The 24,617-nt window shown below is 58.5% G+C and carries 23 protein-coding genes; 16 read left to right on the top strand and 7 right to left on the bottom strand.

Going from position 1 to position 24,617, the window contains the following annotated elements; translation table 11 throughout:
* Nucleotides 1-155 precede the first annotated feature (155 nt).
* The 10 genes from ABQ278_RS01750 (at nt 156) to ABQ278_RS01705 (ending at nt 10,128) form a co-directional block, all read left to right on the top strand.
* Nucleotides 156-347, top strand: a complete 192-nt coding sequence (locus tag ABQ278_RS01750) for a Flp family type IVb pilin (protein WP_349320925.1) — start codon at nt 156-158, stop codon at nt 345-347.
* Nucleotides 348-476: 129 nt separating this feature from the next.
* Nucleotides 477-671, top strand: a complete 195-nt coding sequence (locus ABQ278_RS01745) for a Flp family type IVb pilin (protein ID WP_349320924.1) — start codon at nt 477-479, stop codon at nt 669-671.
* Nucleotides 672-762: 91 nt separating this feature from the next.
* Nucleotides 763-1,269 (top strand): prepilin peptidase, encoded by a 507-nt coding sequence (locus tag ABQ278_RS01740; RefSeq protein WP_349322196.1) that lies wholly within the window; start codon nt 763-765, stop codon nt 1,267-1,269.
* 209 nt (nt 1,270-1,478) lie between these two features.
* The gene (cpaB, locus tag ABQ278_RS01735) at nt 1,479-2,429 is read left to right on the top strand and encodes a Flp pilus assembly protein CpaB (RefSeq protein ID WP_349320923.1); all 951 of its coding nucleotides are present in this window, start codon (nt 1,479-1,481) and stop codon (nt 2,427-2,429) included.
* An 83-nt stretch (nt 2,430-2,512) separates the two neighbouring features.
* The gene (locus ABQ278_RS01730; protein WP_349320922.1) at nt 2,513-3,973 is read left to right on the top strand and encodes a type II and III secretion system protein family protein; all 1,461 of its coding nucleotides are present in this window, start codon (nt 2,513-2,515) and stop codon (nt 3,971-3,973) included.
* Between the two features lie 8 nt (nt 3,974-3,981).
* Nucleotides 3,982-4,677, top strand: coding sequence for a CpaD family pilus assembly lipoprotein (locus ABQ278_RS01725; RefSeq protein ID WP_349320921.1), 696 nt, complete (start codon nt 3,982-3,984; stop codon nt 4,675-4,677).
* A 66-nt stretch (nt 4,678-4,743) separates the two neighbouring features.
* Nucleotides 4,744-6,243 (top strand): cellulose synthase operon protein YhjQ/BcsQ, encoded by a 1,500-nt coding sequence (locus tag ABQ278_RS01720; RefSeq protein WP_349320920.1) that lies wholly within the window; start codon nt 4,744-4,746, stop codon nt 6,241-6,243.
* Nucleotides 6,244-6,357: 114 nt separating this feature from the next.
* On the top strand, nt 6,358-7,947 hold the full coding sequence (locus ABQ278_RS01715) for a CpaF family protein (protein WP_349320919.1): 1,590 nt from the start codon (nt 6,358-6,360) through the stop codon (nt 7,945-7,947).
* Nucleotides 7,948-8,004: 57 nt separating this feature from the next.
* Nucleotides 8,005-9,000: a type II secretion system F family protein gene (locus ABQ278_RS01710; RefSeq protein ID WP_349320918.1), complete on the top strand. Its 996-nt coding sequence runs from the start codon at nt 8,005-8,007 to the stop codon at nt 8,998-9,000.
* 12 nt (nt 9,001-9,012) lie between these two features.
* Nucleotides 9,013-10,128, top strand: a complete 1,116-nt coding sequence (locus ABQ278_RS01705) for a type II secretion system F family protein (RefSeq protein WP_349320917.1) — start codon at nt 9,013-9,015, stop codon at nt 10,126-10,128.
* A gap of 68 nt (nt 10,129-10,196) precedes the next feature.
* On the opposite strand, the gene ABQ278_RS01700 is transcribed toward ABQ278_RS01705, so the two are convergent.
* The 3 genes from ABQ278_RS01700 to ABQ278_RS01690 form a co-directional block, all read right to left on the bottom strand.
* Nucleotides 10,197-12,080, bottom strand: a complete 1,884-nt coding sequence (locus tag ABQ278_RS01700; protein ID WP_349320916.1) for a ribonucleoside-diphosphate reductase subunit alpha — start codon at nt 12,078-12,080, stop codon at nt 10,197-10,199.
* Between the two features lie 266 nt (nt 12,081-12,346).
* Nucleotides 12,347-12,712, bottom strand: coding sequence for an aspartate 1-decarboxylase (panD, locus tag ABQ278_RS01695; RefSeq protein WP_349320915.1), 366 nt, complete (start codon nt 12,710-12,712; stop codon nt 12,347-12,349).
* 81 nt (nt 12,713-12,793) lie between these two features.
* Entirely contained in the window at nt 12,794-13,351 is a 558-nt protein-coding gene (locus tag ABQ278_RS01690; RefSeq protein ID WP_026172742.1) for a TetR/AcrR family transcriptional regulator, read from the bottom strand.
* A 394-nt stretch (nt 13,352-13,745) separates the two neighbouring features.
* On the opposite strand from ABQ278_RS01690, the gene ABQ278_RS01685 reads away from it, so the two are divergent.
* A complete protein-coding gene (locus ABQ278_RS01685; RefSeq protein ID WP_349322195.1) occupies nt 13,746-14,825 on the top strand; it encodes a glycosyltransferase family 1 protein in 1,080 nt (359 codons plus the stop codon).
* A 42-nt stretch (nt 14,826-14,867) separates the two neighbouring features.
* Here ABQ278_RS01685 and phnD read toward each other — a convergent pair whose 3' ends face one another.
* The 3 genes from phnD to ABQ278_RS01670 all read right to left on the bottom strand — a co-directional run bounded on the left by phnD (nt 14,868) and on the right by ABQ278_RS01670 (nt 18,033).
* Complete coding sequence (gene phnD, locus ABQ278_RS01680; RefSeq protein WP_349320914.1) at nt 14,868-15,932, bottom strand: phosphate/phosphite/phosphonate ABC transporter substrate-binding protein; 1,065 nt, start codon at nt 15,930-15,932, stop codon at nt 14,868-14,870.
* Nucleotides 15,933-16,044: 112 nt separating this feature from the next.
* Complete coding sequence (locus tag ABQ278_RS01675; RefSeq protein WP_349320913.1) at nt 16,045-17,154, bottom strand: serine hydrolase; 1,110 nt, start codon at nt 17,152-17,154, stop codon at nt 16,045-16,047.
* Between the two features lie 69 nt (nt 17,155-17,223).
* The gene (locus ABQ278_RS01670; protein WP_349320912.1) at nt 17,224-18,033 is read right to left on the bottom strand and encodes an AraC family transcriptional regulator; all 810 of its coding nucleotides are present in this window, start codon (nt 18,031-18,033) and stop codon (nt 17,224-17,226) included.
* 362 nt (nt 18,034-18,395) lie between these two features.
* Here ABQ278_RS01670 and ABQ278_RS01665 point away from each other — a divergent pair, with 362 nt between their 5' ends.
* The 4 genes from ABQ278_RS01665 to ABQ278_RS01650 are packed head-to-tail and all read left to right on the top strand — an operon-like array spanning nt 18,396 to nt 21,698.
* Nucleotides 18,396-19,670 (top strand): type III PLP-dependent enzyme, encoded by a 1,275-nt coding sequence (locus ABQ278_RS01665; protein ID WP_349320911.1) that lies wholly within the window; start codon nt 18,396-18,398, stop codon nt 19,668-19,670.
* 32 nt (nt 19,671-19,702) lie between these two features.
* The gene (locus tag ABQ278_RS01660; RefSeq protein WP_349320910.1) at nt 19,703-20,278 is read left to right on the top strand and encodes a flavin reductase family protein; all 576 of its coding nucleotides are present in this window, start codon (nt 19,703-19,705) and stop codon (nt 20,276-20,278) included.
* A gap of 57 nt (nt 20,279-20,335) precedes the next feature.
* Nucleotides 20,336-20,797, top strand: coding sequence for an Rrf2 family transcriptional regulator (locus ABQ278_RS01655; RefSeq protein ID WP_349320909.1), 462 nt, complete (start codon nt 20,336-20,338; stop codon nt 20,795-20,797).
* A complete protein-coding gene (locus ABQ278_RS01650; RefSeq protein WP_349320908.1) occupies nt 20,787-21,698 on the top strand; it encodes an NAD(P)/FAD-dependent oxidoreductase in 912 nt (303 codons plus the stop codon). Before ABQ278_RS01655 ends, ABQ278_RS01650 begins: the two co-directional genes overlap by 11 nt.
* Before the next feature lie 11 nt (nt 21,699-21,709).
* Here ABQ278_RS01650 and ABQ278_RS01645 read toward each other — a convergent pair whose 3' ends face one another.
* Nucleotides 21,710-22,714: a helix-turn-helix transcriptional regulator gene (locus tag ABQ278_RS01645; protein ID WP_349320907.1), complete on the bottom strand. Its 1,005-nt coding sequence runs from the start codon at nt 22,712-22,714 to the stop codon at nt 21,710-21,712.
* A gap of 532 nt (nt 22,715-23,246) precedes the next feature.
* Between ABQ278_RS01645 and ABQ278_RS01640 the strand changes: the two genes are divergently transcribed.
* A complete protein-coding gene (locus ABQ278_RS01640; RefSeq protein ID WP_349320906.1) occupies nt 23,247-24,302 on the top strand; it encodes a 1,9-bis(guanidino)-5-aza-nonane synthase in 1,056 nt (351 codons plus the stop codon).
* The last annotated feature ends 315 nt before the right edge of the window (nt 24,303-24,617 follow it).

The following is a 24,617-nucleotide window of genomic DNA, read 5'->3' as shown; positions in this document are numbered from 1 at the left end:
ATAGATTATTTTGATTTTTATTTTATTGTTTACTTGGTTTTAATCATGGGATCGTAAATTGATCTCGTGTTCGGGAGCAAATGAGCCGTTTACTCGGTAACCCGATACGAAAATGGTTCACTTGCTTACTATTAATTCATCCAGGAGAAAATCACATGACCAAGTTCTTCAAACAATTCGCTTCCGACGAATCCGGCGCCACGGCTATTGAATACGGCCTGATCGCCGCCCTGATCGCCGTCGCCCTGATCTCGATCCTCGGCACCGTCGGCACCAGCCTCCAGGGCACCTTCACGAAGGTCAATGAGGAGCTGACAACAGCCAACGGCGCGGGCGGCGGCGAATAATCATCTGATCCAGATATAGATGACGGTCCTTAGCGACCGAAACTGACACAGGCCGCAGACCTGCCCACTAAACTTCTGGGCACCCTGCGGCCTGTTCTTCTTTCAAATTCCACCTTCGCGGAAATCAATATGTTCAGGCGATCAGGATTAAGCCTCGCGAGACTTGACCGCTTTTGGAAAGACCAAGGTGGCGCGACCGCCATTGAGTACGGCTTGATCGCCGCGCTCATGTTTCTGGCCATCGTGACAGCCTGTTCCGCCTTTGGTGATAGCACCATCACCATGTTCCAGCGCATTTCAGACGAAATTGATAAAGTGATGTAATCCATGCGAACACTCGCAAAGATAAGCACATCCTTAACTTCCGGTCTGCTACGAACGGCTCCACCTTAATTATGATCGAGGCTTGTCGTCCGTGTCCATCACCGTGCTGTTCGCGTTCATCTATCCGCTTTGCCTGTTCTGGGCGGCCATTTCCGATCTGACCACCATGACCATTCCGAACCGCCTGACCCTGGGTCTGGCGGTTGCGTTCGTACCTGTTGCCTTGCTGACGCATCTCAGCCTCGCTGGCTGGGGCGTCCACATTGGTCTGGGCCTGGCCGGCCTCGTGCTCGGCATGATCTTTTTCGCCCTGCGCTTTATGGGCGGCGGCGACGCCAAACTGCTGGCCGCGGCAGCCCTGTGGCTGGGCTGGGATGGCTTTGTCGCACTCTTCCTCTACACCGCGCTCTTTGGCGGCGCGCTGACCTTGGGCATCATGACCCTGCGTCGATTTTTCTCCATTCATGGGCCGAAAATGCCGCCGTGGCTCGGCCGTCACTTTGAAGCCAAGGGTGACATTCCCTACGGAATTGCCATCTGCGCCGGCGGCATCACCGCCATCTGGCAGAGCGATTTTCTGGCGATCTTAAGACCCTGATCATTATACGCCCGGCACAAAAATCCGCTTTTAGGGCAGCTATTGCCCCAATCGCGGTGAAAGTGACGAATTTAACCCGGGTAAACGTTTCTTTAGCGCGACGTTAACTAACCTTAAGCGAAGATTCCCTAATCAAGAGGATCAAACTGATTTGGTTTGTCAGTGGTCATGTGCGCCACGAACCAGGTTATTCAGGGGAATTTGGGTAGATGAAGACGTCACGATATGCCGTTTTCGGCCTTGCGGCTGTCGCAGCGCTGATTCTGGCTTTTCTGGTGCGGGGCATGATCGCCGGCAAGGGCTCACATGAAGCCACCGCATCGGTTCAGGCGCCGCCGCCTCAGCCGACCACCCGTGTTCTGGTCGCCGCGCACGATCTGCCCGCTGGCACCCGCATCGCTGATGCCGACCTGACGTGGCAGGACTGGCCGGTCAGCACGCTCAACCCTTCCTATATCGTCGAAGGCGGCGCAGCCCCTGCCGCGACCACGTCGGCCGGTACACCCGCCGCAGGCACTGAAGATGCCGCGGCCAAAGGTGAGGCGCCCAAGGGCAAGGTCGTCGCCAAGAAGACAAACGACATCGTACAGGCCGTGACCGACAAGGTCGCCCCTTCGCCCACCAAGGAAGCCTATGTCGGCGGTGTGGTGCGTGAAAACATTCTCGCCAACGAGCCGATCGTCGACGCCAAGATCGTGCGCGCCGATGAGGGGGGCTTCATGGCCGTCATGCTCAGCCCCGGTATGCGCGCCCTCGCTGTGCCGGTGAGTGTCGATAACACGGCCGGCGGCTTTATCCTGCCGGGTGATCGCGTCGACATCCTCGTCACCCACCAGCGCCCCTCAGCCAACGGTGGGCCGGCGGTCGACTCAGTTCAGCCGGTACTTCGCAATATTCGCGTGCTGGCCATCGACCAGCAGGTCGCCGCCGAAGAAGGCAAGCAGAGCGTCATAGGCGCCACCGCCACACTGGAAGTCGCACCGTCCGATGGCCAGATCGTCACGCTCGCCAAGGCCTCTGGCACCCTGTCCCTGATGCTGCGTTCCTATGCCGATGCCGGTGGCCCCTCCGGCGCGGTGGCGGTTGCCCCCACCGGCAGCGACCAGTCGGTCCGTGTTTTCCGCCCCGGCCAGACGACAGAAGTGATGGTGTCACGATGAGATCACAGCCTCCCTCCCTTTGCGCGCTTTTCGCGGGCGCATCCGGCGCCGCACTCCTGACCGTTGCGGCCCTTGGCGCAGGCGTGACATCTGCTGAACCCGTGCCTTACAGCGGCGCTGGTCTGACCGTTCATACGCAAAGCGCACCGGTCAAGACGCAGGTCATGAACCTGCCCAAGGGGCGTTCGGCCGTGATCGACCTGCCGGTAGACGCCGCCGACGTCTTCGTCTCCAATCCGGTCGTGGCCGATGCGGTTCTGCGCACGCCGCGCCGCATCTTCGTGCTCGGCGTCGCCCCCGGCCAATCCGACGCCATCTTTTTCGACGGTATGGGCCGCCAGATCCTCAATCTGTCAATCCGTGTCGATGCGGCGACGGACGAACTGAGCGACACCATTCACCGCCTCTTCCCTGACAGCCGTATCGATGTGCAGAGCGCGAATGGCCATATTATTCTGTCGGGCATGACGCGCAACGACGGCGAAGCCGCCCAGATCGGCCGCCTGGCCGCCAGCTTCGTTGAGAAGCCTGAAAATGTGCTCAACCTTATCAGCATCGCTGGCAAGGATCAGGTGATGCTCAAGGTGCGTATCGTCGAAGTCAACCGCTCGATGATCAAGCAACTGGGGCTTTCGACCGACATCACCTATAGCTACGGTACGCAATCCTACAGCTACGCCAGCGGTGGCCAGTTCAGCACCAATGGCGCGTTCCAGGGCAGCAAGGGTGCGTGTTATACTCAAGGCGGCATCGCCAAATTTGACGGCACAAACACCACGACCACCGGCACCGCTACCGATCCCGGAGGCACCACGACCACGACCAACTCTGGCAGCGCCTCCTATGGCACATCGAACAAGACCTGCCTCCAGGCGTTTGAACGCGTCGGTCTGGCGCGCACCCTGGCTGAGCCCAACCTGACGGCCGTGTCGGGTGAATCGGCAAAGTTTTTGGCCGGTGGCGAATTCCCTGTGCCGTCCGGACAGGACGATCAGGGCCGGGTTTCGGTTGAATTCAAGCCCTTCGGCGTAGGCCTCGGCTTCACGCCGGTGGTGCTTTCGAGTGGCCGCATCAACCTCAAGATCTCCACCGAAGTATCAGAGCTGACCAATGTCGGCGCACTGCAGATGACCAGCACGCTGACCATTCCCGGCCTGACCGTGCGTCGCGCCGAAACCAGCGTGGAAATGCAGTCCGGATCATCGCTGATGATCGCCGGTTTGCTCCAATCGAAATACAAGCAGTCGATCGACAGCCTGCCGGGCCTCACCACCCTGCCCGTTCTGGGCGCCTTATTCCGTTCACGTGACTTCCTGCAGGATGAGACCGAGATGGTGGTGATGGTCACGCCCTATATCGTTGATCCGGCACACCCCGACGCCTTCCAGACACCCGCCGATAATCTGCAGATCGCGTCCGACATGAACACGGTTTTCATGGGCAATCTTAACCGCGTGGTCAAGGAAAAGACCGGTGATACGGCGTCTACCCCCTCATCCCCGCCCGCACCTTACGCCGCGCCCATCGGCTATGTGATTGAATAGGACGAGTCATGACCGCACATCCATCACACACCTTGGTTTCACATTTGGCGCTGGTACTGATCGCTGCGCTCACCTTAAGCGCCTGCGCCACGACGGGCAGCGGGAAGGTCGCCAAACTTGAACAGCCTGTTTTGCCGACCGAGCAATTCCCACTGCAGGCCCAGTCGATGACCAAGTCGATCAGCCTGCGTATCAATCCCAACGGACTGTCCGCCAACCAGCGTACGGCGCTTGATCAGTTGGCCGCCAAGGCCAGCTGGATCAACGGCGACCCGGTCAATGTCGAGATTGTCACCAGCAGCGATCCACGCGCTGTCTCGGCCGGACGCATGATCAGCGGCTATCTCTCTGAGCGCGCCGTCAGTGATGACAATTTGAGTCAGGTCAGTCTTCAGGAACAGCCGGCTGATATCGTCACCATCAACACAGTCTATTATCGGGCGCGTACCTATGCCTGTAATGAGACGTGGGAAAATGTCTCTGCAACGCGCGACAACCAGCCCTATAAAAACTTTGGCTGCGCGGTCAATTCCAACATAGCTGCCATGATCGCCGATCCGCGCGATCTCGATGCCCCGGCGGCCGCCACCCCAACCGACACAACACGCAAGGAGAACATTATCGCCAAATACCAAAAGGGTGAAAAGACATCTTCGGCCACCGATGATGGCGCCAAGGGATCTATCTCCAACGCCATCAAATAGGCCGTTATTCGCTTATCTGCCGTAAAACCGGCTCTGTTAAAATATTACTGGCAAACAAGGCAAACCATGGCAAACCCCGCCAAACATAGCGATCCATTCGACAGCCTCGATGATCTTGATGATGAGTTCATCGATTACAAGGCCAAGATGGCCGTCGAAAGCGACCGCGCCAGCCTGGATAATCCATATGCGGCTGAAGCACCAGCGCGTGATCCCTTTGCCGATGATTTTGATGAACCCGACCCGTTTGACGCGTCGGCGCAACGCCAGGCCTTCACGCCACCGCCGCAACGCGAAACCACGGCGCGTGATCTTGCTCAAAGGGATCTGGGTCTTCACGCCGCCATGGCCGGCCACGAGGATATCGGTGCCATTTCGATTCCGCGTATCGCCATCCATTTCTTCCCGGATAATGAAACCTCTCTGGCCGCCTGCGATACGGCGGCACTGGACCGCCGCATGTCGCGTGCCCAGTGCCTCGTCAAGCGCGGCGGCATCATGGAAGCCATCGAAACCTATCGTCACGAGCCGACACCGTCGCTAATCTTTGTCGAAAGCAAAGCGCATGGCCGTGACCTGCTCGACCAGCTTGGACAACTTGCCGAAGTCTGCGACGCCAATACCAAGGTGGTCGTGGTTGGGGCGCATAATGACATTTCTCTTTATCGGGAACTGATGCGCCAGGGCGTCAGCGAATACATGGTCAGCCCGGTTCAGCCGATGCAACTGATCAAGACGATCGCTGGCCTGTTCAACGATCCGGAAACGCCGTTTGTTGGTCGCACCATCGCCTTTGTCGGCGCGCGCGGCGGCGCGGGCTCATCGTCGATAGCACACAATTTCGCCTATAACCTGTCCGAACAGATGCAGTCGAACACGGTCATCGTTGACTACGACCTGCCGTTCGGCACCGCCGGCCTCGATTTCAACCAGGACCCGCTGCAAGGTATGGCCGACGCGCTCAACGAGCCCGACCGCCTCGACAGCGTGCTGCTCGACCGCATGCTGACGAAGTGCACCGAGCGCCTGTCGCTGTTCTCCTCGCCGGCCGCGCTTGATCAGGACTATACCGCCGATCAGGAAACCTATGACGAGGTGACGCGCAAAATTCGTTCTGCTGCCCCCTTCATCGTGATGGACTTGCCACACGTCTGGACGCCGTGGCTGAAGTCAAACCTGATCGCTGCAGACGTCGTGGTGATCGTGGCGACACCTGACCTTGCGTCCTTGCGCAACGCCAAGAACATCATAGACCTGCTTAAGCCGTACCGTCCGAATGACTCGGCGCCCAAACTGGTGCTGAACCAGATGGACATGCCAGGCCGCCCGGAAATTCCAGTCAAGGATTTCACCGCCGCGCTTGGCGTTGAGCCCGCCGCCCTTATCCCCTTTGACGCCAAGCTGTTCGGTCAGGCCTCCAATAACGGGCAGATGATCGCGGAATGCGGTCCCACCAGCAAGGTGGCCGAGAGCCTGGTGCAACTGACCTCGCATATCTCTGGCCGTAACCCGGAACCGAAGACCAAGAAGTCCTCATCGTTCCTGGCCAACCTGTTCAAGAAGTAAGGCACACCCAACGTGTTTGGCAAACGTCCGACGGCACAAGAGAATCGGGGCTTAGGCTCCAAACCCGCCCCCCCCGCGGCCGCCCCCACATCCGGCGGTTCGCAGACGGCGGGTATGAGTGCGCCCGGATTTCAGGACGCTGCCCGTGGCGCCGAAGAGCGCGCACAGGCTCTGAGCAAGAAAAACGGCAGTGCGCCACCGCCTGCTTCTGCCAATTCTGATATCGTCACCCGTCCGCAGACCTTGGACGGTAAAGCCTCAGCCCAGAACACCGGCACCGTCCGCACCGCCCTGCCCGAACTCAGCCAGGAAAAACGCGTCGGTGGCAGCGACAAAGCTGCGGCAGCCCCGGCTGCCGCCAAGGCGAAGCTGGCACAGGGCCTTGAGCAAATGAACCAGGCGCAGGCGGTCACCGAGATCGTTCGCGAACAGTCGGACTATTATCACGCCACCAAGACAGCGATCTTCAACGCTCTTTTGAACACCATTGACCTGAGCCAGTTGGCCTCGCTCGACCATAAGGCGGCTTCCGAAGAAATCCGCGATATCGTAGCCGAACTCGTGGCGATCAAGAACGTCTCGATGTCGGTGTCCGAACAGGACAACCTCGTTCAGGACATCATCAACGACGTGCTTGGCTATGGCCCGCTGGAGCCTCTGCTGGCGCGCGACGACATCGCCGACATCATGGTCAATGGTGCGTCGCGGGTCTTCATCGAAGTCGGCGGCAAGGTGCAACTCACCAATGTCCGCTTCCGCGACAACCAGCAGCTTATGAACATCTGCCAGCGAATTGTCAGCCAGGTCGGCCGCCGCGTCGACGAAAGCTCACCGGTCTGCGACGCCCGCTTACCCGATGGTTCGCGCGTCAACGTTATCGCGCCCCCGCTGGCGCTCGATGGCCCCACGCTCACCATTCGTAAATTCAAAAAAGACAAGCTGACCATGCGCAATCTGGTGGAGTTCGGCTCCATCAGCCCCGAAGGTGCGCGTGTGCTCGGCGTTATCGGCGCCTCGCGCTGTAACATTCTGATTTCGGGGGGTACGGGCTCCGGAAAGACCACCCTTCTCAATACATTGACGGCCTTTATCGATCCGACCGAGCGCGTCATCACCTGTGAGGACGCCGCCGAACTGCAACTCCAGCAACCGCACGTCGTCCGCCTGGAAACACGCCCGCCCAACCTCGAAGGTCAGGGCACGATCACCATGCGCGATCTGGTCAAGAACTGTCTGCGTATGCGCCCCGAACGTATCATCGTCGGCGAAGTCCGCGGACCTGAAGCCTTCGACCTGCTGCAGGCCATGAACACGGGCCACGATGGCTCTATGGGCACGCTCCACGCCAACTCGCCGCGCGAAGCCGTGTCACGTCTAGAATTGATGATCACTATGGGCGGCTACGGCTTGCCCTCGCGCACCATCCGCGAAATGATCGTCGGCTCGATCGACATCATCGTTCAGGCCGCCCGCCTGCGCGATGGTTCGCGCCGCATCACCCACGTCACCGAAGTGCTGGGCCTCGAAGGCGATGTCATCGTGACCCAGGATCTCTTCATCTACGAGATGGAAGGCGAAGACAAGCAAGGCAAGATCATCGGTCGTCACCGCTCCACCGGCATCGGTCGCCCGCGCTTTTGGGACCGCGCCAAGTATTATGGCCTTGAGCGCGAACTGGCGGAGGCCCTCGATGCCAGCGAATAGCCATGAACGTTCTGGCTCCCAACTGCGCTCAAGCAGGGCCAGCGGCAGCGTGCTTACATGTTAACGACCCTCCTGATCGCCTTTCTGGGCTTTGTCATCATCGCCAGCCTCGGCTTCGCCTTCACCAGTGGCGGCGGCGGCTCGGCCGCGCTGACCAAGCGCACACAAACCATTGGCCTTGGTACCAATACGCGCACCAAACGCCAGAAGAATGCCGCAAAGACACCTGAAGAACGCCGCAAGCAGATCACAGAGCAGCTTAAAGAGGCTGAAAAGCGTGAGCGCAAGGCACGTCTGACCTTGCGTGCCCGCATGTTGCACGCCGGTCTGACGCCCAACACCACACAGTTCTGGATCTACAGCGGTATTATCGGCGCCGTAGCCTTTATCGTTCCCCTCCTGTTGCTGAACCAGATGCCGTTCCTTGGCCGTCTGGGTGTTGCTGCGGGCGCGGCCGCCGTCGGCTGCTATGGCTTGCCGCGCTGGGTGCTTGGCTTTATGGCGGCGGGCCGCATCAAGAAATTCACCGAAGAATTCCCCAATGCCATGGACATTATCGTGCGCGGCATCAAGTCCGGCCTGCCGGTCAATGACGGCCTGAAACTGGTCGCCAAGGAATGCGCGGCGCCGCTCGGTCCTGAGTTCCAGCGGCTGGTTGAAAACGTCGCCGTGGGTATGTCGCTGGATGGCGCGCTGGAAAAGATGAGCGAGCACATGCCCGCACCGGAACTGCGCTTTTTCACCATCGTCATCGCCATCCAGGCCAAGACGGGTGGAAACCTGTCCGAAGCCCTGGGCAATCTGTCGACTGTGCTGCGCGCACGCAAGATGATGCGTGAAAAGATCAAGGCGCTGTCGTCAGAAGCCATTGCCTCGGCCTCGATCATCGGCGTTTTGCCTCCGGGCGTGGGCGTCATGATCTCTGTAACACGTCCGGATTACCTCGCCATCATGTTCACAGATGTGCGCGGTCAGATGATGTTGCTGGGCGGTGTTTTCTGGATGTTCTGCGGCATCATGATGATGCGCAAAATGATCAACTTCAAGTTCTAGAGAAGGCCGCACATGCAGGATTTCGCCGCCTTTGTTATGAACCCAAGCAACCTGATCGCCGGAGGCGTGGCGCTGCTCGTTTTCTTTACAGTCATCACGCTTGGTCAGAGCCTGATGTCGGGCGAGCAACTCGACAAGCGCATGAAGGCTGTGGCCACACGCCGTGATGAACTGCGGCGCCTGTCACGACAAGGTGTGGCGGCCGGCAGTCAAGGGCTGCGCCATACCGATACCAGCCCTTACCGCGCTCTCGTCGAAAAGCTGAACCTGAAAAAGCTTCTGGAAGACCCGAAGGTGGTCGATAATCTGGCCATGGCAGGCTATCGCGGCCCTAAGCCCGTCTCTACCTTTTATTTCTTCCGCCTTGCCATGCCCTTCGTTCTGGGCGCCCTTGCCGCGTTTGAAATGTTCATTGTCGATGTTGGGCATTACTCTTTTCAAATCAAGATGCTGATTACCGTCGGCGCCTTCGTGGCCGGCTATTACGCGCCCAATATCTACATCAAAAACAAGGCCAGCAAGCGACGCCTTTCCATCATGTCTGCTTTCCCGGATTCGCTTGACCTGCTGCTGATCTCGGTTGAGGCCGGCATGTCGATCGAAACGGCCCTGCAAAAGGTGGCCGCAGAAATGGGCCCGTCGTCCATTGAGCTGGCGGAGGAACTTTCGCTTCTGGTCGCCGAACTGTCCTATTTGCCCGAACGCCGCCAGGCCTATGACGGCCTTGCCAAGCGCACCAATCACCCCGGCATCAAGGCGGTCTGCACCGCCATGATCCAGGCGGAAAAGTACGGCACGCCACTTGGCACCGCCCTGCGCGTCATGGCCAAGGAAAACCGCGAGATGCGCCTGTCCGCCGCCGAAAAGAAGGCCGCTGCCTTGCCGGCGCAGCTTACTGTCCCCATGATCGTCTTCTTCCTGCCCGTTCTGTTCCTGGTTATCCTGGGGCCGGTTGTCCTGCGCATCGGTGACATGCAGAAAAAAATTCATCGGCACCCATCGTCAATGAAAAGCCGACTGAAAAGTAGCCGAGGCGGATTACGTTCTGCTATTTGCCGACGTTTCAGCGATGATATTTTCCTAATAGCTCTCGGCGCCAAATTCACAAGAGTTGCGCCATTGGCATGACGCCAGAAAAAAGGTGGAGAGCCTGAGCTCACCACCTTAATGTCTTGAAATATCGGGAAATCAGCCTGCTACTGACAGGCCAAGCACTCTTCGTAATCCGTCTTCGGCGTGCTCATGATGTCCGCAGCGATCACATTTTGATCGACCGCTTCTGAACCGGCGAAGGCCGCGCGCTGCACCGACTTGGAGCGCAGGTAATAGAGCGATTTCACGCCTTGCTCCCAGGCGGTCCAGTGCAGCATGTGGAGATCCCACTTGTCGACATCGCCGGGCAGGAAGACGTTCAGCGACTGAGACTGGCAAATTTCCGGCGTACGATCGGCAGCCAGTTCGATAACCCAGCGCTGGTCGAGTTCAAACGCGGTCTTGAACACGCCCTTTTCGCCTTCGTCGAGAAAATCAAGGTGCTGGACCGAACCTTCATGCTCGACGATCGAGTTCCAGATGTCCGTGGTGTTCTGGCCCTTGTCTTCGAGCAGCTTCACCAGATAAGGGTTCTTGACGGCGAAGGAGCCTGACAGGGTCTTGTGGGTATAGATATTGGCCGGGATAGGCTCGATGCCGGCCGAGGTACCACCGCAGATGATCGAGATCGAAGCGGTGGGGGCGATGGCCAGCTTGTGCGAGAAGCGTTCCATGACGCCTCGCTCGGCGGCATCCTCGCAAGGGCCACGCTCTTCGGCCAGCTTGACCGAGGCCTTGTCGGCTTCGCGGCGCAGGTGCTTGAACAGGCGCATGTTCCACGACTTGGCCATGGCCAATTCAAACGCCACATTCTGCGATTGCAGGAAGGAATGGAAGCCCATCAGGCCGAGGCCGACCGAACGCTCACGGATGGCGGAATAGACGGCGTTGTCCATCGAACCCGGCGCGCACTGGATGAAATCTTCCAGCACGTTATCGAGGAAGCGCATGATGTCTTCGATGAAGCCCGGCTGATCGCGCCATTCCAGGAAGGTCTCAGCATTGACCGACGACAGGCAGCACACGGCGGTGCGGTCCTTGCCGAGGTGATCGACGCCGGTGTGCAGCATGATTTCCGAGCACAGGTTCGATTGACGGACCTTCAGGCCCAGTTCGCGCTGGTGCGCGGGCATGGCACGGTTAACCGTATCGGAGAAGATCAGATAGGGCTCGCCGGTTTGCAGGCGGATCTCTAAGATCTTCTGCCACAACGAGCGGGCATCGATGAAGCGCACGATTTCGTCGTTCTTGGGCGAACGCAGGCCGAACGGCGTACCGTCGCGCACGGCTTCCATAAACTCGTCGGTGATGCCAATGCCGTGGTGGAGGTTTAGCGATTTGCGGTTGAAGTCGCCCGAAGCCTTGCGGATTTCGAGGAACTCTTCGATTTCAGGGTGGAAGACGTCGATGTAGACGGCGGCCGAACCGCGGCGAAGCGAACCTTGCGAAATGGCGAGGGTCAGCGAATCCATGACGCGGATGAAGGGGATGATGCCGGAGGTCTGACCGGCGCCCTTGACCTTTTCACCGATCGAGCGGACGCCGCCCCAATAGGTGCCGATGCCACCGCCATTAGAGGCAAGAGCAACGTTTTCGTTCCAGATCGACACGATGCCTTCGAGATTATCGGGCACAGCGTTGAGGAAGCAGGAGATGGGCAAGCCGCGCTTGGCGCCGCCATTCGAGAGAACGGGCGTGGCGGGCATGAACCACAGGCGCGAGATGTAATCGTAGATGCGCTGGGCATGGTCGGCATCGTCAGCATAGGTGGTGGCGACGCGGGCAAACATGTCCTGATAGGTTTCGCCCGGCATCAGATAACGGTCGTCGAGCGTGGTCTTGCCGAAATCGGTCAGCAGCGAATCGCGCGAAGGGTCGGTTACGACCTTGGTGACCAGCTTGAACTCCGTGCGCTCCTTCGGGCGGACCGCCATGCGGTGGGAGTTGGAGGCACCTGTTTCACGCTTGACTGCTTCGTTCGCTGACATCGTCTACTAAACCCTTAAATCTCAAAATCGCTCCGTACCCGGAGACTACCCATATGGGAGACGCGAACAACTATATCTAGTGTGTGCGCCACCCCGCCCGTCTATATAAGGGGCCATAGGCCAGAGTTTTCGTCAAGGATCAAGTCGATGTTTTGGCGAACTTTTTCGTTAATGAGGGGTTAAATTTCCGCTTTCCCTATACCGCTCAAGGGCTTGTAACCACGAGACACTTTTTCGCCTCATTCACAATTCCTGTGCAAGAATCATCACACGGTTTGGGAGGGTGTTTCGGACAGATAGCGGTCAAGTTTATTGTGGCGGTCAACAAGCACAACACTGGGGATAATCGGTGCATCCGTCAGCTCAAAACCCATGATGATGATCTGTTCCAACTCATTGATCAGGTGCGCCGCCGCCCCGTTCATGGCGATGGTGCCCGAACCGCGTTCGCCGGTGATGACATAGGTCTCCAGACGGTGGCCCGATGTATTGGAGACCACCAGGACGCGCTCGCCTTCCCATAGCCCCACGGCCTCCATCAGATCTTCGTCGATGGTGATCGAGCCGATATAGGCCAGATTGGCCTCGGTGACATAGGCGTTATGGATCTTGGAGCGGAGAACGTGACGCATGCGGAATACTCACAAAAGGAAGGGGGCCGCCTCTTTACGTTTGTTAGCCGGCGCCGTCCACCTAGAAGACAAACGTAGCGATCAGTCGCCCCACAAATCCGTGACGTCGCCCTTGCGGTTGAGCATATGGACAGCACGTTTGATCACGGTCAGGACGTTCTCGATACGGGCGTCATTCTCATAGGTCAGAGCGGCGCGGTGCATGCCGTCAAGCGCGAAACGCGCCAGATCGCGGCTGGCCTGAAAACGCGCATCATTGCCCGCCATGATGAAGCCCGGCGTGGCGCGGCCCATGGCGGCGTTATCGAAGGCTTCCTGAGCGGGACGGATGGCCTTGGCGACATCGACATCCTGACGCGCGGCGCGCTCTAACGCCAGGAAGGCTGCAAACGGCACCGAACTGAGCAGGCGCCAATAGGCCTCGATCGCACCATCGAGCGCATCCTGATCGGGCTTCAGTTTCTTGGCCTCGGCCTCAAAAGCGACTTCACGCGCCGCATGGATATGCCAGGCGGCGGCTTCGACCAGATCTTCACGGGTAGGGAAGTGGTACAGCATGGCGCCGCGGGTCAGACCGCAGGCCTCGGCGATGGCGGCATTGCCAGCACGATCATACCCCAGCTCGGCAAACAGGCGCATGGCCGTTTCCAGAATCTGCACGCGGGTGCGCCGCGATTTGGGCGTATCCTTGGCGCCGCCATCTTTGACAGGGGCGGCTTTATCCCGCAGTTGCGTAGGCTTGGGTCGGTCGGTCATCGTGCTTTCATTACGCCCTGTCTCACGCCGTTTGTTATGATAGACGTAAAGGTCGGCATTCCTGACTTAAAAATAAAGGATTTTCATCCTTTCAGCAAGGCGCAACCGAAAAATGACTTCGCAATTCGTACACCCTGAACGTTTTGTGCATCGCAATAAGCGAGTGCCGCAAAACAACTTTCGCAAAGGCTGTGTCTCTATATGTGGCGCTTGCCAAGCCTTAAGGAAATAGGGCATGGAGATTTAAAGCTATCATCACGCTTAAGGGACTATGAATTTGCGTATCTTGCTGGCAACCGACGCATGGGAACCTCAGGTCAATGGCGTGGTGACGACGCTGCGCCGCACCATCGAGGAATGTGAAAAGCTCGGTCATGAGTTCCACATCATCGATTATAACCAATTCAAGACCGTGTCATGGCCTGATTATCCCGAGGTCAAGCTGGCGCTTGGCTGCTACGAGGAAGTGCGCGGCATCATGCTCGATTATGAGCCCGACGCCATCCATATCGCCACCGAAGGCTTCGTCGGCTTGGCGGCGCGGCGCGTCTGTCAGGAATTCAAACTGCCCTTCACCACCAGCTATCATACCAAATTTCCCGAATATGTCAGTGCCCGCCTGCCGGTGCCCCTGAGCGTCGGCTACGCTTTCATGCGCTGGTTCCACAAGCCGTCAGGCCGCGTTATGGTGGCGACCCCGACCCTGCAAAAGGATCTGGAAGCGCGCGGCTTCATCAATATCTCGCCGTGGACGCGTGGCGTCGATACCGAGATGTTCCGCCCTGGCCTTGAGCCGATCAATGGCGACCTGCCACGCCCGATCATGACCTATGTCGGCCGCATCGCCATCGAAAAGAACCTGGAAGCCTTCCTCAAGCTCGACCTGCCCGGCACCAAGGTGCTGGTCGGCAAGGGACCGCAACTGGAAGAACTGAAGGAAAAGTACCCTGATGCCGTTTTCGCCGGTCCGCAGTTCGGCGATGATCTGGCGCGCTACTATTGCGATTCCGACGTCTTCGTCTTCCCGTCGCTGACCGACACCTTCGGCCTGGTAATCACAGAGGCCATGGCTACCGGCACACCGGTCGCTGCCTTCCCGGCGCACGGCCCCATCGATATCATTCCCGGCTCCGGCGCCGGCGCGATCAATGAAGACCTGAAAGTCGCCATCGAGGAAGCGCTCAAGATCGATCGCAAAGACGTGCGGGCCTATGCCGAAAAGTTCTCGTGGCGGGCCTGCGCGGAAGAGTTCCTGCGCAATCTCGAACCCTATCCCGAACCAGCCAAAACGAAACTTTGGACCAAGCTGCGTCAGCTTCCGCGCAAGATGCGCCGCAAGAAAAAAGAAACGACTTGATTTAATGGCTTGCCTCGAAGGGACTCGGGCGGGCCTTGGCGGTTATTTTGCCGAACTGGTCGGCGTTTCCGGATCGGCCAGCAGTTGCGGCGCCGTTTTGGCGTCGAGCGCTCGCTGTTCGGCCTGAATATCGCTGAGGTTTTGGCGCGCCGTCTCGATGTCATGCGCCTTGCCGCCACGTTCAGCCTGCATAAGCTCAACGGACGCCCGCATAAGCCGGATGGGTACGAAATGGCCATCGTCTTCCGGCGAGAAGCCCGCAAAACCCAGCCGGCTCAGCACGGCGCGCTGACGATCACCTTCGACACCCGGCGCACGACCGTAGCTCAGGAAAAACGAGCGCAGCTTTTCCTTGGTGACCGGATCGAGATCCTCACGATAGATCAGCACGTCTTCCGCCAAAGGTTCGGAGGCCCATATCACCTTGAGCTTTTTAAAAGTTTCCGCGTCGCCTTGCTGCACCTTGAGCAGGTGGGCGGAATCGATGGCAGCGGCGCTGAAGGTCCCCTTGAGCACCCCGGCGATCGCCTTGTCCGGCCCCGTCTCACGGGTCGTTTTGAAGCAGGCTTCAGGATCGACCTTGGCGGGTTGAAACAGAGTATACAGCGGCGTATCGAAGGTCGAGGGCGTATCGCCCAGGGCCAGGCTCAGGCGCTTGTCGCACTTCAAAAGGTCGCCAGGGGTGAGTTTCGATTCCGCCGGCACGATGATCAGGCTTTGCAGCGCATCGACGCCTTCGACTTCGGCGAACACCTCGCCATGATCCTGCGTCACCGCCTCGGCGCCCGACAGGTTTTCGAACCAGCCGGCCTGCACCTTGCGGCCCTGAAAGGCGCTGCGTTGCGCCTCATAATCATCGGCATAGACGGCCTTGATGGTCAGACCGGTCTGTTTGGCCAGATCGGCCAGCAGCGGCGCCCAGCGCGCCTCGGTCTCTGCCTTGGTCTCCGCCTTGCTCTGTGGCGTTTTTTCAGCGATCGGGATGGAAAAGCCAATTTCGGAACGCGCCGTAATGCCATTGCCAAAGCGCTCACAGGCCGGCAAGGCCAGCAGCGCGGCCATGCCGCACAGCCCGGCCACGCACGCCTTGCGTGATAAAGCTTTCACACTCGTTGCCCGATTTGGCATTGCCAGATTTGGTTCCCAAATACCACCCATCGAAATCATATGGGGGATTTCAGGGGCTTGGCAACCGCTTTGGTGTCGCAGGCGGCATTTATCAGGGTTCGACAGCGTCCAGTATGACGTCACTGATCAGCTTATCGCTGATGACGTGCGGATTCCGGACGCCATAATTGGTGGTCGTGATTGTGATGACCATATCCAGATCCGGAATAGCGACCACCTTGTTGCCTCCGGTGCCGGCCATCTGCCATGCCGGATGTGACACGCCCTTATGGGCATAGGGATAAAGCCACAAAAGGTAACCATAGTTGCGCGTATCATCGACCTGGGCCTGCGGCGAAACCGATGCCTTAACCCAGGCGGCGGGAATAATCTGCTGCCCGCCCCATGTGCCGCCATTAGCATAAAGCTGACCGAGCTTGAGCAGGTCACGGCTTTTCAAACCCAGCCCGCCGCCGCCCTGCGCCTGCCCCAGCGGTGAAAACTGCCATTCCGCAGTCTCGATATCCAAGGGCGCGAACAAAACCTTGCGGGCATAATCGGGCAAGGGGATTTTGGTGGCGCGCTGGATAACGGCACCAAGCGTCGTAACGCCCGCCGTGCAATAGGCAAAGGACCTGCCGTGTGGCGACTCCGCCGGCTTTGATACCCAGGCGGGAAAACCCTTGACCGGCAAATCGAGATAAAACTTCACCCAATCCTCGATCAGGTACATGCGCTCCTCATTGCCGCGTGAAAACTGGTTTTCATCGTCGCATTCCAGCAGGGAACTCATGGTCAGCAGATCCTCAACCGTGATCTTACCTTTTCGCGGATCGGCATTTTCCAGGGGTTGCTTATCGGCCAGATAGGGCAGGATCGGCGTGGTGATGGCGGGAATGTCGCCGTGCGCTATGGCCGCGCCGGCAAGCATCCCGGTCACTGTCTTGGTGGCGGAGCGGGTGTTGCGCACACCATCCGTCCCCTGATCATCGTAGTAGTCCTCAAAAACTAGCTGGCCATGGCGGGCAATCAGCACGCTTGTAATCTGCTGATAGTCACCCTTGCGGATGGCGGCTGACATGGCCGCCAGCTTATCGGGCGACAAACCCTGCGAGGCGGGTGTGGCGATCGGCCAGTCATTTTTGGGACTCTTGTTTTGGGCGACGACCGGAGAGGACAATACAAACGACAAAGACAGCACAGCGGCAAACATACGGGACATAGATAACTCCGATGACAAGCCACCCTTGTATACGGATGCCACCATATAATCTTGGACGTTTGCAACCGATTAGCGCGCCAGACGCTGGAATTGTGCCGGCGACATGCCCCAATGAGCGGCAAAGACGCGGTTAAGGTGGCTCTGATCGCAGAAACCGGCAGCAAGTGCGATGTCGCTTAAGGGCGCCTTTCCGGCCATCATCAGGTGCGTAGCGCGATCAACCCTGCGTCGGCGCAAATCATCGCCCGGCGAGCAACCCAGCCAGCGACGATACTGCCGCGCCAGATAGACGCGATGGACGCCCGCCGCTTCGGCGACATCCGCCACGCCTATATCGTCGAAAGCGTGGTCGGCAATGAAGCTGCGTGCACCGTCAAGCCACGAGGGATAAAGGTTGGACAGCCTGTGAGGCTGTGCGGCACCTGCGACCAGTTCCAGCGCCAAGGTTTCGAGATCGAGCCTTGTCGCGTCACCGCCGGCGGCGCGCAGAAGCCTTATCGTGGCGCGTAAAATCCTCATGTCGGAAAGGCCACGCGCATAGGTCGGAAGTGTAACGTCGCTCGTCACCTCGGCCCAGAGATCGCTATCGAAACTGAGGGCGAAAAACCAGTCCCGGCCCTCGTTGCCGGCGGAGAAACGATCACGATGAACGATATCCGGCGGATTATAGATCAGCACAGGCCCTTCATGATCGTCGCAATCGGCTGCGGTCGAGATGTAGCGGCCGCGCGTCGCCAGCACGAAGTGCGCGCCTTCGTGGCTGTGCTCCTTCACCTCATGCTCCGGAATGGTGGCGTTGATATGCGCCAGCCCAAGACCGGGCAACCTGCGCCCGAATGCGCTGGCGCCGTAAAAGTCTCCAGACTGAAAACCTGCCATACCATCCCCCTCCTAACTTTACGCAGTCGTGTACGCAGTTAGCCGTCAAAACCGGCTGCCACGCAACGCTCAATTTAGAGCGTTAAAGAGGATTTACCACGACAAGACACAAAGTTAACATGCTGATTTAAATCAATATTAAATTATAACCATGCTACATATGACCCTGTGGAAAACCGTGCTGAAATTACCCCTTTACATCGGAAACTAAATCACTATTTTACGCCTCACTTCCGGCGGACCCCGAGTTCAAATGGTCCTGCCTCATTTCTTTCGCAAAGATGTTGTATCTTTAGAGAGATTGAGGCTCAGGCATCGCTGCTAACGCCGGTCTGGGTTTAACGTATCTAAGGGTGTGTCTGGTGGAAAACTACCAATCAGCCCTGGACCTGGTCCGCAAGCAGCCTCCGGAACGTCCCGTCGCCCTCGTGCGTCGCGCGCCCGTAACAGTTGCCGCGCAATGGTTCAGAGCCAATTTTAAAGGCGATGTCTTCTATGCCGTGAAGGCCAATCCGTCCGTGTGGGTGCTTGAAACCCTGTGGGCCGCTGGCATTCGCTCGTTCGATGTCGCGTCGATTCAGGAAGTCGAGCTGGTTCGCTCGACGCTTCCCGCCGCGCGTCTGGCCTTCATGCACCCGGTCAAGAGCCGGGTCTCGATCGCCCGCGCCTATTTCGATTTCGGCGTTCGCACCTTCTCGCTCGATACGCATGAGGAACTGGCCAAGATCCTGGCCGCGACCAACAATGCCCGCGACCTCAACCTGATCGTCCGCCTCGCCACCTCCGGCGAAGGCTCGAACCTGCCCCTGACCAACAAGTTCGGCGCCCAGACGCATGAAGCGCCGTCGCTGCTTCTGGCCGCGCGTCAGGCCACGCAGGACCTGATGGGAATTTCGTTCCACGTCGGGTCTCAGTGCATGCGCCCGACCGCCTATGCCGCCGCCATGTCCGCCGCTTCGCGGTCGCTGGTGCGCGCTGGTGTCTTTGCCGATATCGTTGATGTCGGTGGCGGCTTCCCGTCGGTCTATCCCGGCATGGTGCCGCCGGCGCTGTCCGAATATATGGATGTTATCGACCGCGCCTTCAACGAGATGAAGGTGCACGAAACCACCGAGCTGTGGGCCGAACCCGGCCGCGCTCTGGTGGCGGAATCGACCTCAGTCCTGACCAAGGTCGAGCTGCGCAAAGGCGACGCCCTCTATCTCAACGATGGCTCCTACGGCAATCTGTTCGACGCCACCCACGCCAAGTGGCCTTTCCCGGTGCGCCTGCATCGCCCTGACGAAACGCACGATGACGAGCAACTGAAGCCCTTCCGCTTCTATGGCCCGACCTGCAATTCCATTGACTCCATGCCCGGCCCGTTCTGGCTGCCAGCAGATGTCAATGAAGGCGATTATGTCGAAATCGGCATGCTCGGCGCCTATGGCGTTACCATGGGCACGCGCTTCAATGGCTATGGCGAAACCGAGACCGTCTTCCTGGATGACGCGCCTATGGCGTCGCTGTTCGGCCTCGGCCCACGCAGCGTCAACAATCCGCGCTCGGTCTTCGATACCGAAGACAACAAGGTCGTCCGCCTGAACCGTCCGAAGGGCGGCAAGCGCGGCAAGAAGCGCGTCAAGGCCAAGGCTTGATTCATTCCTACGAACCGTCGAAGGGTCATGGTTTGCGCCATGACCCTTTTAACGCGATTGTCGGGCCGCGCCCGATCGGATGGATAGCGACGGTCAATGCCGAGGGGCAGCGCAATCTGGCGCCCTACAGCTTCTTCAACGCCTTCAACTACACGCCACCGATCATCGGCTTTTCTTCGACCAGCCTGAAGGATACCGCGCGCAATATACGCGATACCGGTGAGTTTGTCTGGAACCTGGCCACGAAAGACCTGGCCGAGGCGATGAATGCCTCATGCGCCATGCTGCCGCCGGAGGTGGATGAGTTCGATCTGGCTGGCCTGGAAGCCATACCATCACATCTCGTCAAACCACCGCGTGTGCGCTCAAGTCCTGTGAGTTTTGAATGCCGCCTGACCCAACAATTTCCACTGCTGGCGGCGGATGGCACCGAGACACCCGCCGTCATGACCTTCGGCGAAGTGGTCTGCATCCATATCGATGATCGCCTGCTTGACGATGGCGTCTATCAGACCATCGTCGCCGATCCGATCCTGCGCGGCGGCGGTCCAGGTGACTATTTCACCCTCTCCGAAGCCGCTAAATTCGTCATGCTGCGCCCCCGCTAAATTTTTTCTGTCCGGCAGGACTTGAAAAGCGTTAAATCATGTAACATATAAAGTTACATGAAAAGGGACAGCAAACTTTCAGGCATTCTCCACGTGCTTCTACACATGTCGAGCCTCGACACTCCAGTCACTTCTGAAAAGCTTGCGGCAATGATGAGCACCAACCCGGTGGTCGTCCGCCGCATCATGGCAGGCCTGCGCGAACGCGGCCTAGTCCACTCGGAAAAAGGCCATGGCGGTGGCTGGACTATCACTCGCGATCTCGAAACCGTCACCATGGCCGATGTATATGCCGCCGTCGGGGCGCCCGAGGTCTTCGCGCTCGGTAACCGCAGCGAACAGCCGTCATGCCTGGTCGAACAGGCGGTCAATGCCGCCCTCGACGATGCCTTCGCCGAGGCCGAAGCGTTGCTGATGTCGCGCTTCGCCGGCGTCACACTCGGCGCTCTGGCCGCTGATTTCAGGCAGCGTCTAAAGGCGCGGCACCAATCCCTTGAGGAGCAACATCATGATCTATGACGTCATCATCATCGGCGGCAGTTTCGCCGGTCTTTCCGCCGCCATGCAACTGGGGCGTGGCCGTCGCTCGGTCTGTGTGATCGATACCGGCCAGCCGCGCAACCGTTTCGCCAAGCACTCACACGGCTTTTTTGCCCATGATGGTGACGCCCCCCTGGCCCTGATCGGCGCCGGACGCGACAAGGTGGTTGCCTATCCCAATATCACCTTTATCGATGCGGAAGCGACAGATGTCCGTGGTCAGAACGAAGGCTTTATTGTCAGCGCCGGAGACCAGGACATCCACAGTCGCAAACTGATCCTCGCCTTTGGCATCCGCGACAACCTGCCCGACATGCCGGGTCTGACGGAGCGCTGGGGCACTTCTGTGCTTCATTGCCCCTATTGCCATGGTTATGAGTTCAAGGGGCGTCCGCTGGGCGTGCTTAGTACCACGGCCATGTCGGCCCATCAGGCCTTGATGATTCCCGAATGGGGACCAACCACTTTCTTCCTCAATGGCGGCGAGATGCCCGACAGCCAAACGCGGGCGCGACTGCAACAGCGGCAAGTGGTTATCGAACCGGGCCGCATCAACGGATTTACCGGCGGGGCGCCCAGCCTGACAGGCGTTACTCTGGAAGACGGCCGGACGGTGCCGGTGGTCGCGCTCTATCTCGGCTCTCGCACCGAACTGAATAGCCCGATCGCTGAGAAACTGGGCTGCGGTTTGCAGGATGGCCTGTTCGGCCCCGTCGTCCAAATCGACACTATGGGCCAAACCAGCGTGGCCGGCGTGTATGCGGCGGGTGATATCGCCCACTCCACCCATAACGCGACCTGGGCCACCTCATCTGGCGTGATGGCAGGCTCGGCGGCACACCGCTCCCTGATCTTTGATCCGCTCGGCATGACGTTTTAAACGGTCTATCCTTAAGCAGAAGGCCCCTTGCGACGCGTTTGCGAAGGCGCTTCACCAAACAGATCGGCATAGTATTGCGCGAACCGTCCTGCGTGGGGAAAACCATGTGCCGCGGCCACATCGGCAATGGAGCGCTGATCACGTCCGTCACTCAGGGCCTCGCGCGTCATCTTGAGCCGGACGGTGCGCAGATAAGTGTGAGGCGTTACGTCCATATGGGTGCGGAAGCTGGTTTCCAGCGTGCGGACGCTGATATTGGCGGCTCTGGCAACTACATTCATACTTGGATTGCTACGCGCCTCGCGGTGCATATAATCGCGCGCCACACGCAGATAGTTCGGCATCGGATCGGCCTTGCCGGTCTTCATGCGTTCCGAATAACGATGCGGAATACTCTCCAGCAGCAGATGGCCGAACGTCTCGGCCAGACGGTGCTGAAGCGTGCGCGACAGATCGCGGCTCTGGAAGGTGAAGGCATCCGAACACAGGGTGGCGATCAGGCGTGACAACACTTTTGCCTGGGGCGAAGACAAATCGATCACAGGCCCCAGATGCAGGTCGCGCTCAACCGGCAACTGAACGATATCGAAAAGGAAACGCTGCACCCAAGTGAAGCCGAGCTTTATAATATAGGCTTCACCGGTCTGGCCATCGGCGACGTGGCTGATATGGGTCTCGCCCAGAGGCTGGTAAATCATTGCCTTGCCAGGCATGACTTTCTGACTGTCGCCACCGCGCTTGAGCATCAGGTAGCCCTTGACCGGCATGATGATGACAAGATCCGAGGTGGAATTGGCCTGAATCTGCACAAAACCCGAGGTCGAGATTAGGCGCGCCATCAGGATATGCGGCTGGTGGTTATCGTCTTGTGACTTCAACACACCCAGATTCATCTGCCACTGAAAATCAGGGGCGGCGCCGTCACGGGCGCAGTTCCATTTGAAGAAATTGCAGATGACATCCTGAAATTTATCGAAAATATCGCCGACACACTGCCATGTCTCGAGAGAATCCAATGGGTTGCTTTCCATGGCATCATCCCTCGTCACGCGCAATCCGGCAGGGTCCGGATGAGTTGGGTTCGGGAGTAAATCAAAAACTGTCATGTTAAAAGATGACCACTGTCCAATAATAAACGCGGAAATCCGCATTACGAAAAAATCGTTCTGAACAGTAAAATAATCCACAAAGTCAAAAATCTCAAAACTTATAGTGATTTAGAATTACCCGTACTTTTCAAAGTTATCCATAAACAGCACGGCTATATCCGGAATGCGCGCAGAGTTGTTTGAGCGTTGCTGCTAAGCTTAAATCATCCTCATCGCCTTGTTATCACAAATGTTTCACGCGCCAGGGCTATTGTGGGCCACCCCGGCAAACGCCCCATCAAATCCTTACAAAAGCAGAATTGCCAAAGGGTTCGCTTTGGTCTATAGCCCGCCCCTTACTCATACCCTCCCCATCGCACCGTCTGGGGGATCAAGGGCGAATGACGGGCGTCCACCTTTATCCACCCCGATCCCGGGGCGCTTCTCAAAGGAACGCACAATGAGCGCTGACACCACACCCCAATCCAATATGAAGGCATCGCTGCTGGCCGAAACGGTCGAGCACGTCGACATCACCTCGTATGACGCCCGTCCGATCATCGATTCGATGCGCAAGATGAGCTTCTCAAGCCGCGATACCGCCCGCGCTGCCGACATCTTCAACATGGCGCTCGAAGACAAGAGCTGCTCGCCCTGGCTGATCCTGGCCGGCTCCACCTCGGCCGGCGGCTGCATGCACGTCTACCGCGACATGGTGAAATTCGGCATGATCGACGCCGTGGTCGCCACCGGCGCCTCGATCGTTGACATGGACTTCTTTGAAGCCCTCGGTTTCAAGCACTATCAGGCCGCTGGTCCGGTGGACGACAACGTGCTGCGCGACAACTACATCGACCGCATCTACGACACCTATATCGATGAAGAAGAACTGCAGAACTGCGATCACACGATCCTGGAAATCTGCAACCGCCTTGAGCCACGTGCCTATTCGTCGCGCGAATTCATCTGGGAAATGGGCAAGTGGCTCTCCGAAGGCAATGCCAAGAAGCCTGGCTCGCTGATCCAGACCGCCTATGAAGAAGGCGTGCCGATCTTCTGCCCGGCCTTCGTCGATTCGTCCGCCGGTTTCGGCCTGGTCAAGCACCAGAAGGAACGCATCAAGGCCGGCAAGCCTTACCTGATGATCGACGCCGTGGCCGATTTCCGCGAACTGACCGACATCAAGATCGCTGCCGGCACCACCGGCCTGTTCATGGTCGGCGGCGGCGTGCCGAAGAACTTCGCGCAGGATACAGTTGTCTGCGCCGAGATCCTTGGCGTCGAAGCCGACATGCATAAATATGCCGTCCAGATCACCGTCGCCGATGTGCGTGACGGCGCCTGTTCGTCCTCCACCCTCAAGGAAGCCGCCTCATGGGGTAAGGTCAACACCACCTATGAGCAGATGGTCTTCGCCGAAGCCACCACCGTCGTGCCGTTGATCGGTTCAGACGCTTATCACCGCGGCGCCTGGCAAGGCCGCAACAAGCCGCGCTGGGCCAAGCTTTTCGCTTGATCTTCGGCAAGTTAAGCGGCATTCAAGTAAATGTGAGCCGCTTTACGGCAAAAAACCGCGGATATGTTGTGCGCTGCACTAGCATTTTCCGCATGACGTATTAAGTAAGGGTTCAAGGTAACAAGACGTCAAGGATTTGACGAAGTTTTCGTTAATCTTTTTGATGGATACTTGGACCTGTAAGTTCGCCGCCGGGATCATCCCCCCCCTCGAAACCGGCGGTATGCGACGGAGACCATTGCCCCCCAATGGTCTCCGTTTTGCATTTTTTCACCCACCAACGCCTCCCTGAAATTTTGCGTTTTGGTTTATGTG

The organism is Asticcacaulis sp. MM231 (assembly GCF_964186625.1).
Lineage (GTDB): Bacteria > Pseudomonadota > Alphaproteobacteria > Caulobacterales > Caulobacteraceae > Asticcacaulis.
The sequence above is the reverse complement of the archived record's forward strand: the minus strand, read 5'-3'. Positions and strand labels throughout refer to the sequence as shown.

Bases quoted from the DNA above. Each gene is read 5' to 3' on its own strand.
- panD (WP_349320915.1), bottom strand. From the start codon at position 12,712: ATGCGTCACGTTCTCCGCTCCAAGATCCATAACGCCTATGTCACCGAG.
- ABQ278_RS01705 (WP_349320917.1), top strand. From the start codon at position 9,013: ATGCAGGATTTCGCCGCCTTTGTTATGAACCCAAGCAACCTGATCGCC.
- ABQ278_RS01650 (WP_349320908.1), top strand. From the start codon at position 20,787: ATGATCTATGACGTCATCATCATCGGCGGCAGTTTCGCCGGTCTTTCC.
- cpaB (WP_349320923.1), top strand. From the start codon at position 1,479: ATGAAGACGTCACGATATGCCGTTTTCGGCCTTGCGGCTGTCGCAGCG.
- ABQ278_RS01720 (WP_349320920.1), top strand. From the start codon at position 4,744: ATGGCAAACCCCGCCAAACATAGCGATCCATTCGACAGCCTCGATGAT.
- ABQ278_RS01655 (WP_349320909.1), top strand. From the start codon at position 20,336: ATGAAAAGGGACAGCAAACTTTCAGGCATTCTCCACGTGCTTCTACAC.
- ABQ278_RS01640 (WP_349320906.1), top strand. From the start codon at position 23,247: ATGAGCGCTGACACCACACCCCAATCCAATATGAAGGCATCGCTGCTG.
- ABQ278_RS01670 (WP_349320912.1), bottom strand. From the start codon at position 18,033: ATGGCAGGTTTTCAGTCTGGAGACTTTTACGGCGCCAGCGCATTCGGG.
- ABQ278_RS01725 (WP_349320921.1), top strand. From the start codon at position 3,982: ATGACCGCACATCCATCACACACCTTGGTTTCACATTTGGCGCTGGTA.
- ABQ278_RS01715 (WP_349320919.1), top strand. From the start codon at position 6,358: ATGAGTGCGCCCGGATTTCAGGACGCTGCCCGTGGCGCCGAAGAGCGC.
- ABQ278_RS01710 (WP_349320918.1), top strand. From the start codon at position 8,005: ATGTTAACGACCCTCCTGATCGCCTTTCTGGGCTTTGTCATCATCGCC.
- ABQ278_RS01675 (WP_349320913.1), bottom strand. From the start codon at position 17,154: ATGTCCCGTATGTTTGCCGCTGTGCTGTCTTTGTCGTTTGTATTGTCC.
- ABQ278_RS01700 (WP_349320916.1), bottom strand. From the start codon at position 12,080: ATGTCAGCGAACGAAGCAGTCAAGCGTGAAACAGGTGCCTCCAACTCC.
- ABQ278_RS01745 (WP_349320924.1), top strand. From the start codon at position 477: ATGTTCAGGCGATCAGGATTAAGCCTCGCGAGACTTGACCGCTTTTGG.
- ABQ278_RS01690 (WP_026172742.1), bottom strand. From the start codon at position 13,351: ATGCGCCTGTTTGCCGAGCTGGGGTATGATCGTGCTGGCAATGCCGCC.
- ABQ278_RS01750 (WP_349320925.1), top strand. From the start codon at position 156: ATGACCAAGTTCTTCAAACAATTCGCTTCCGACGAATCCGGCGCCACG.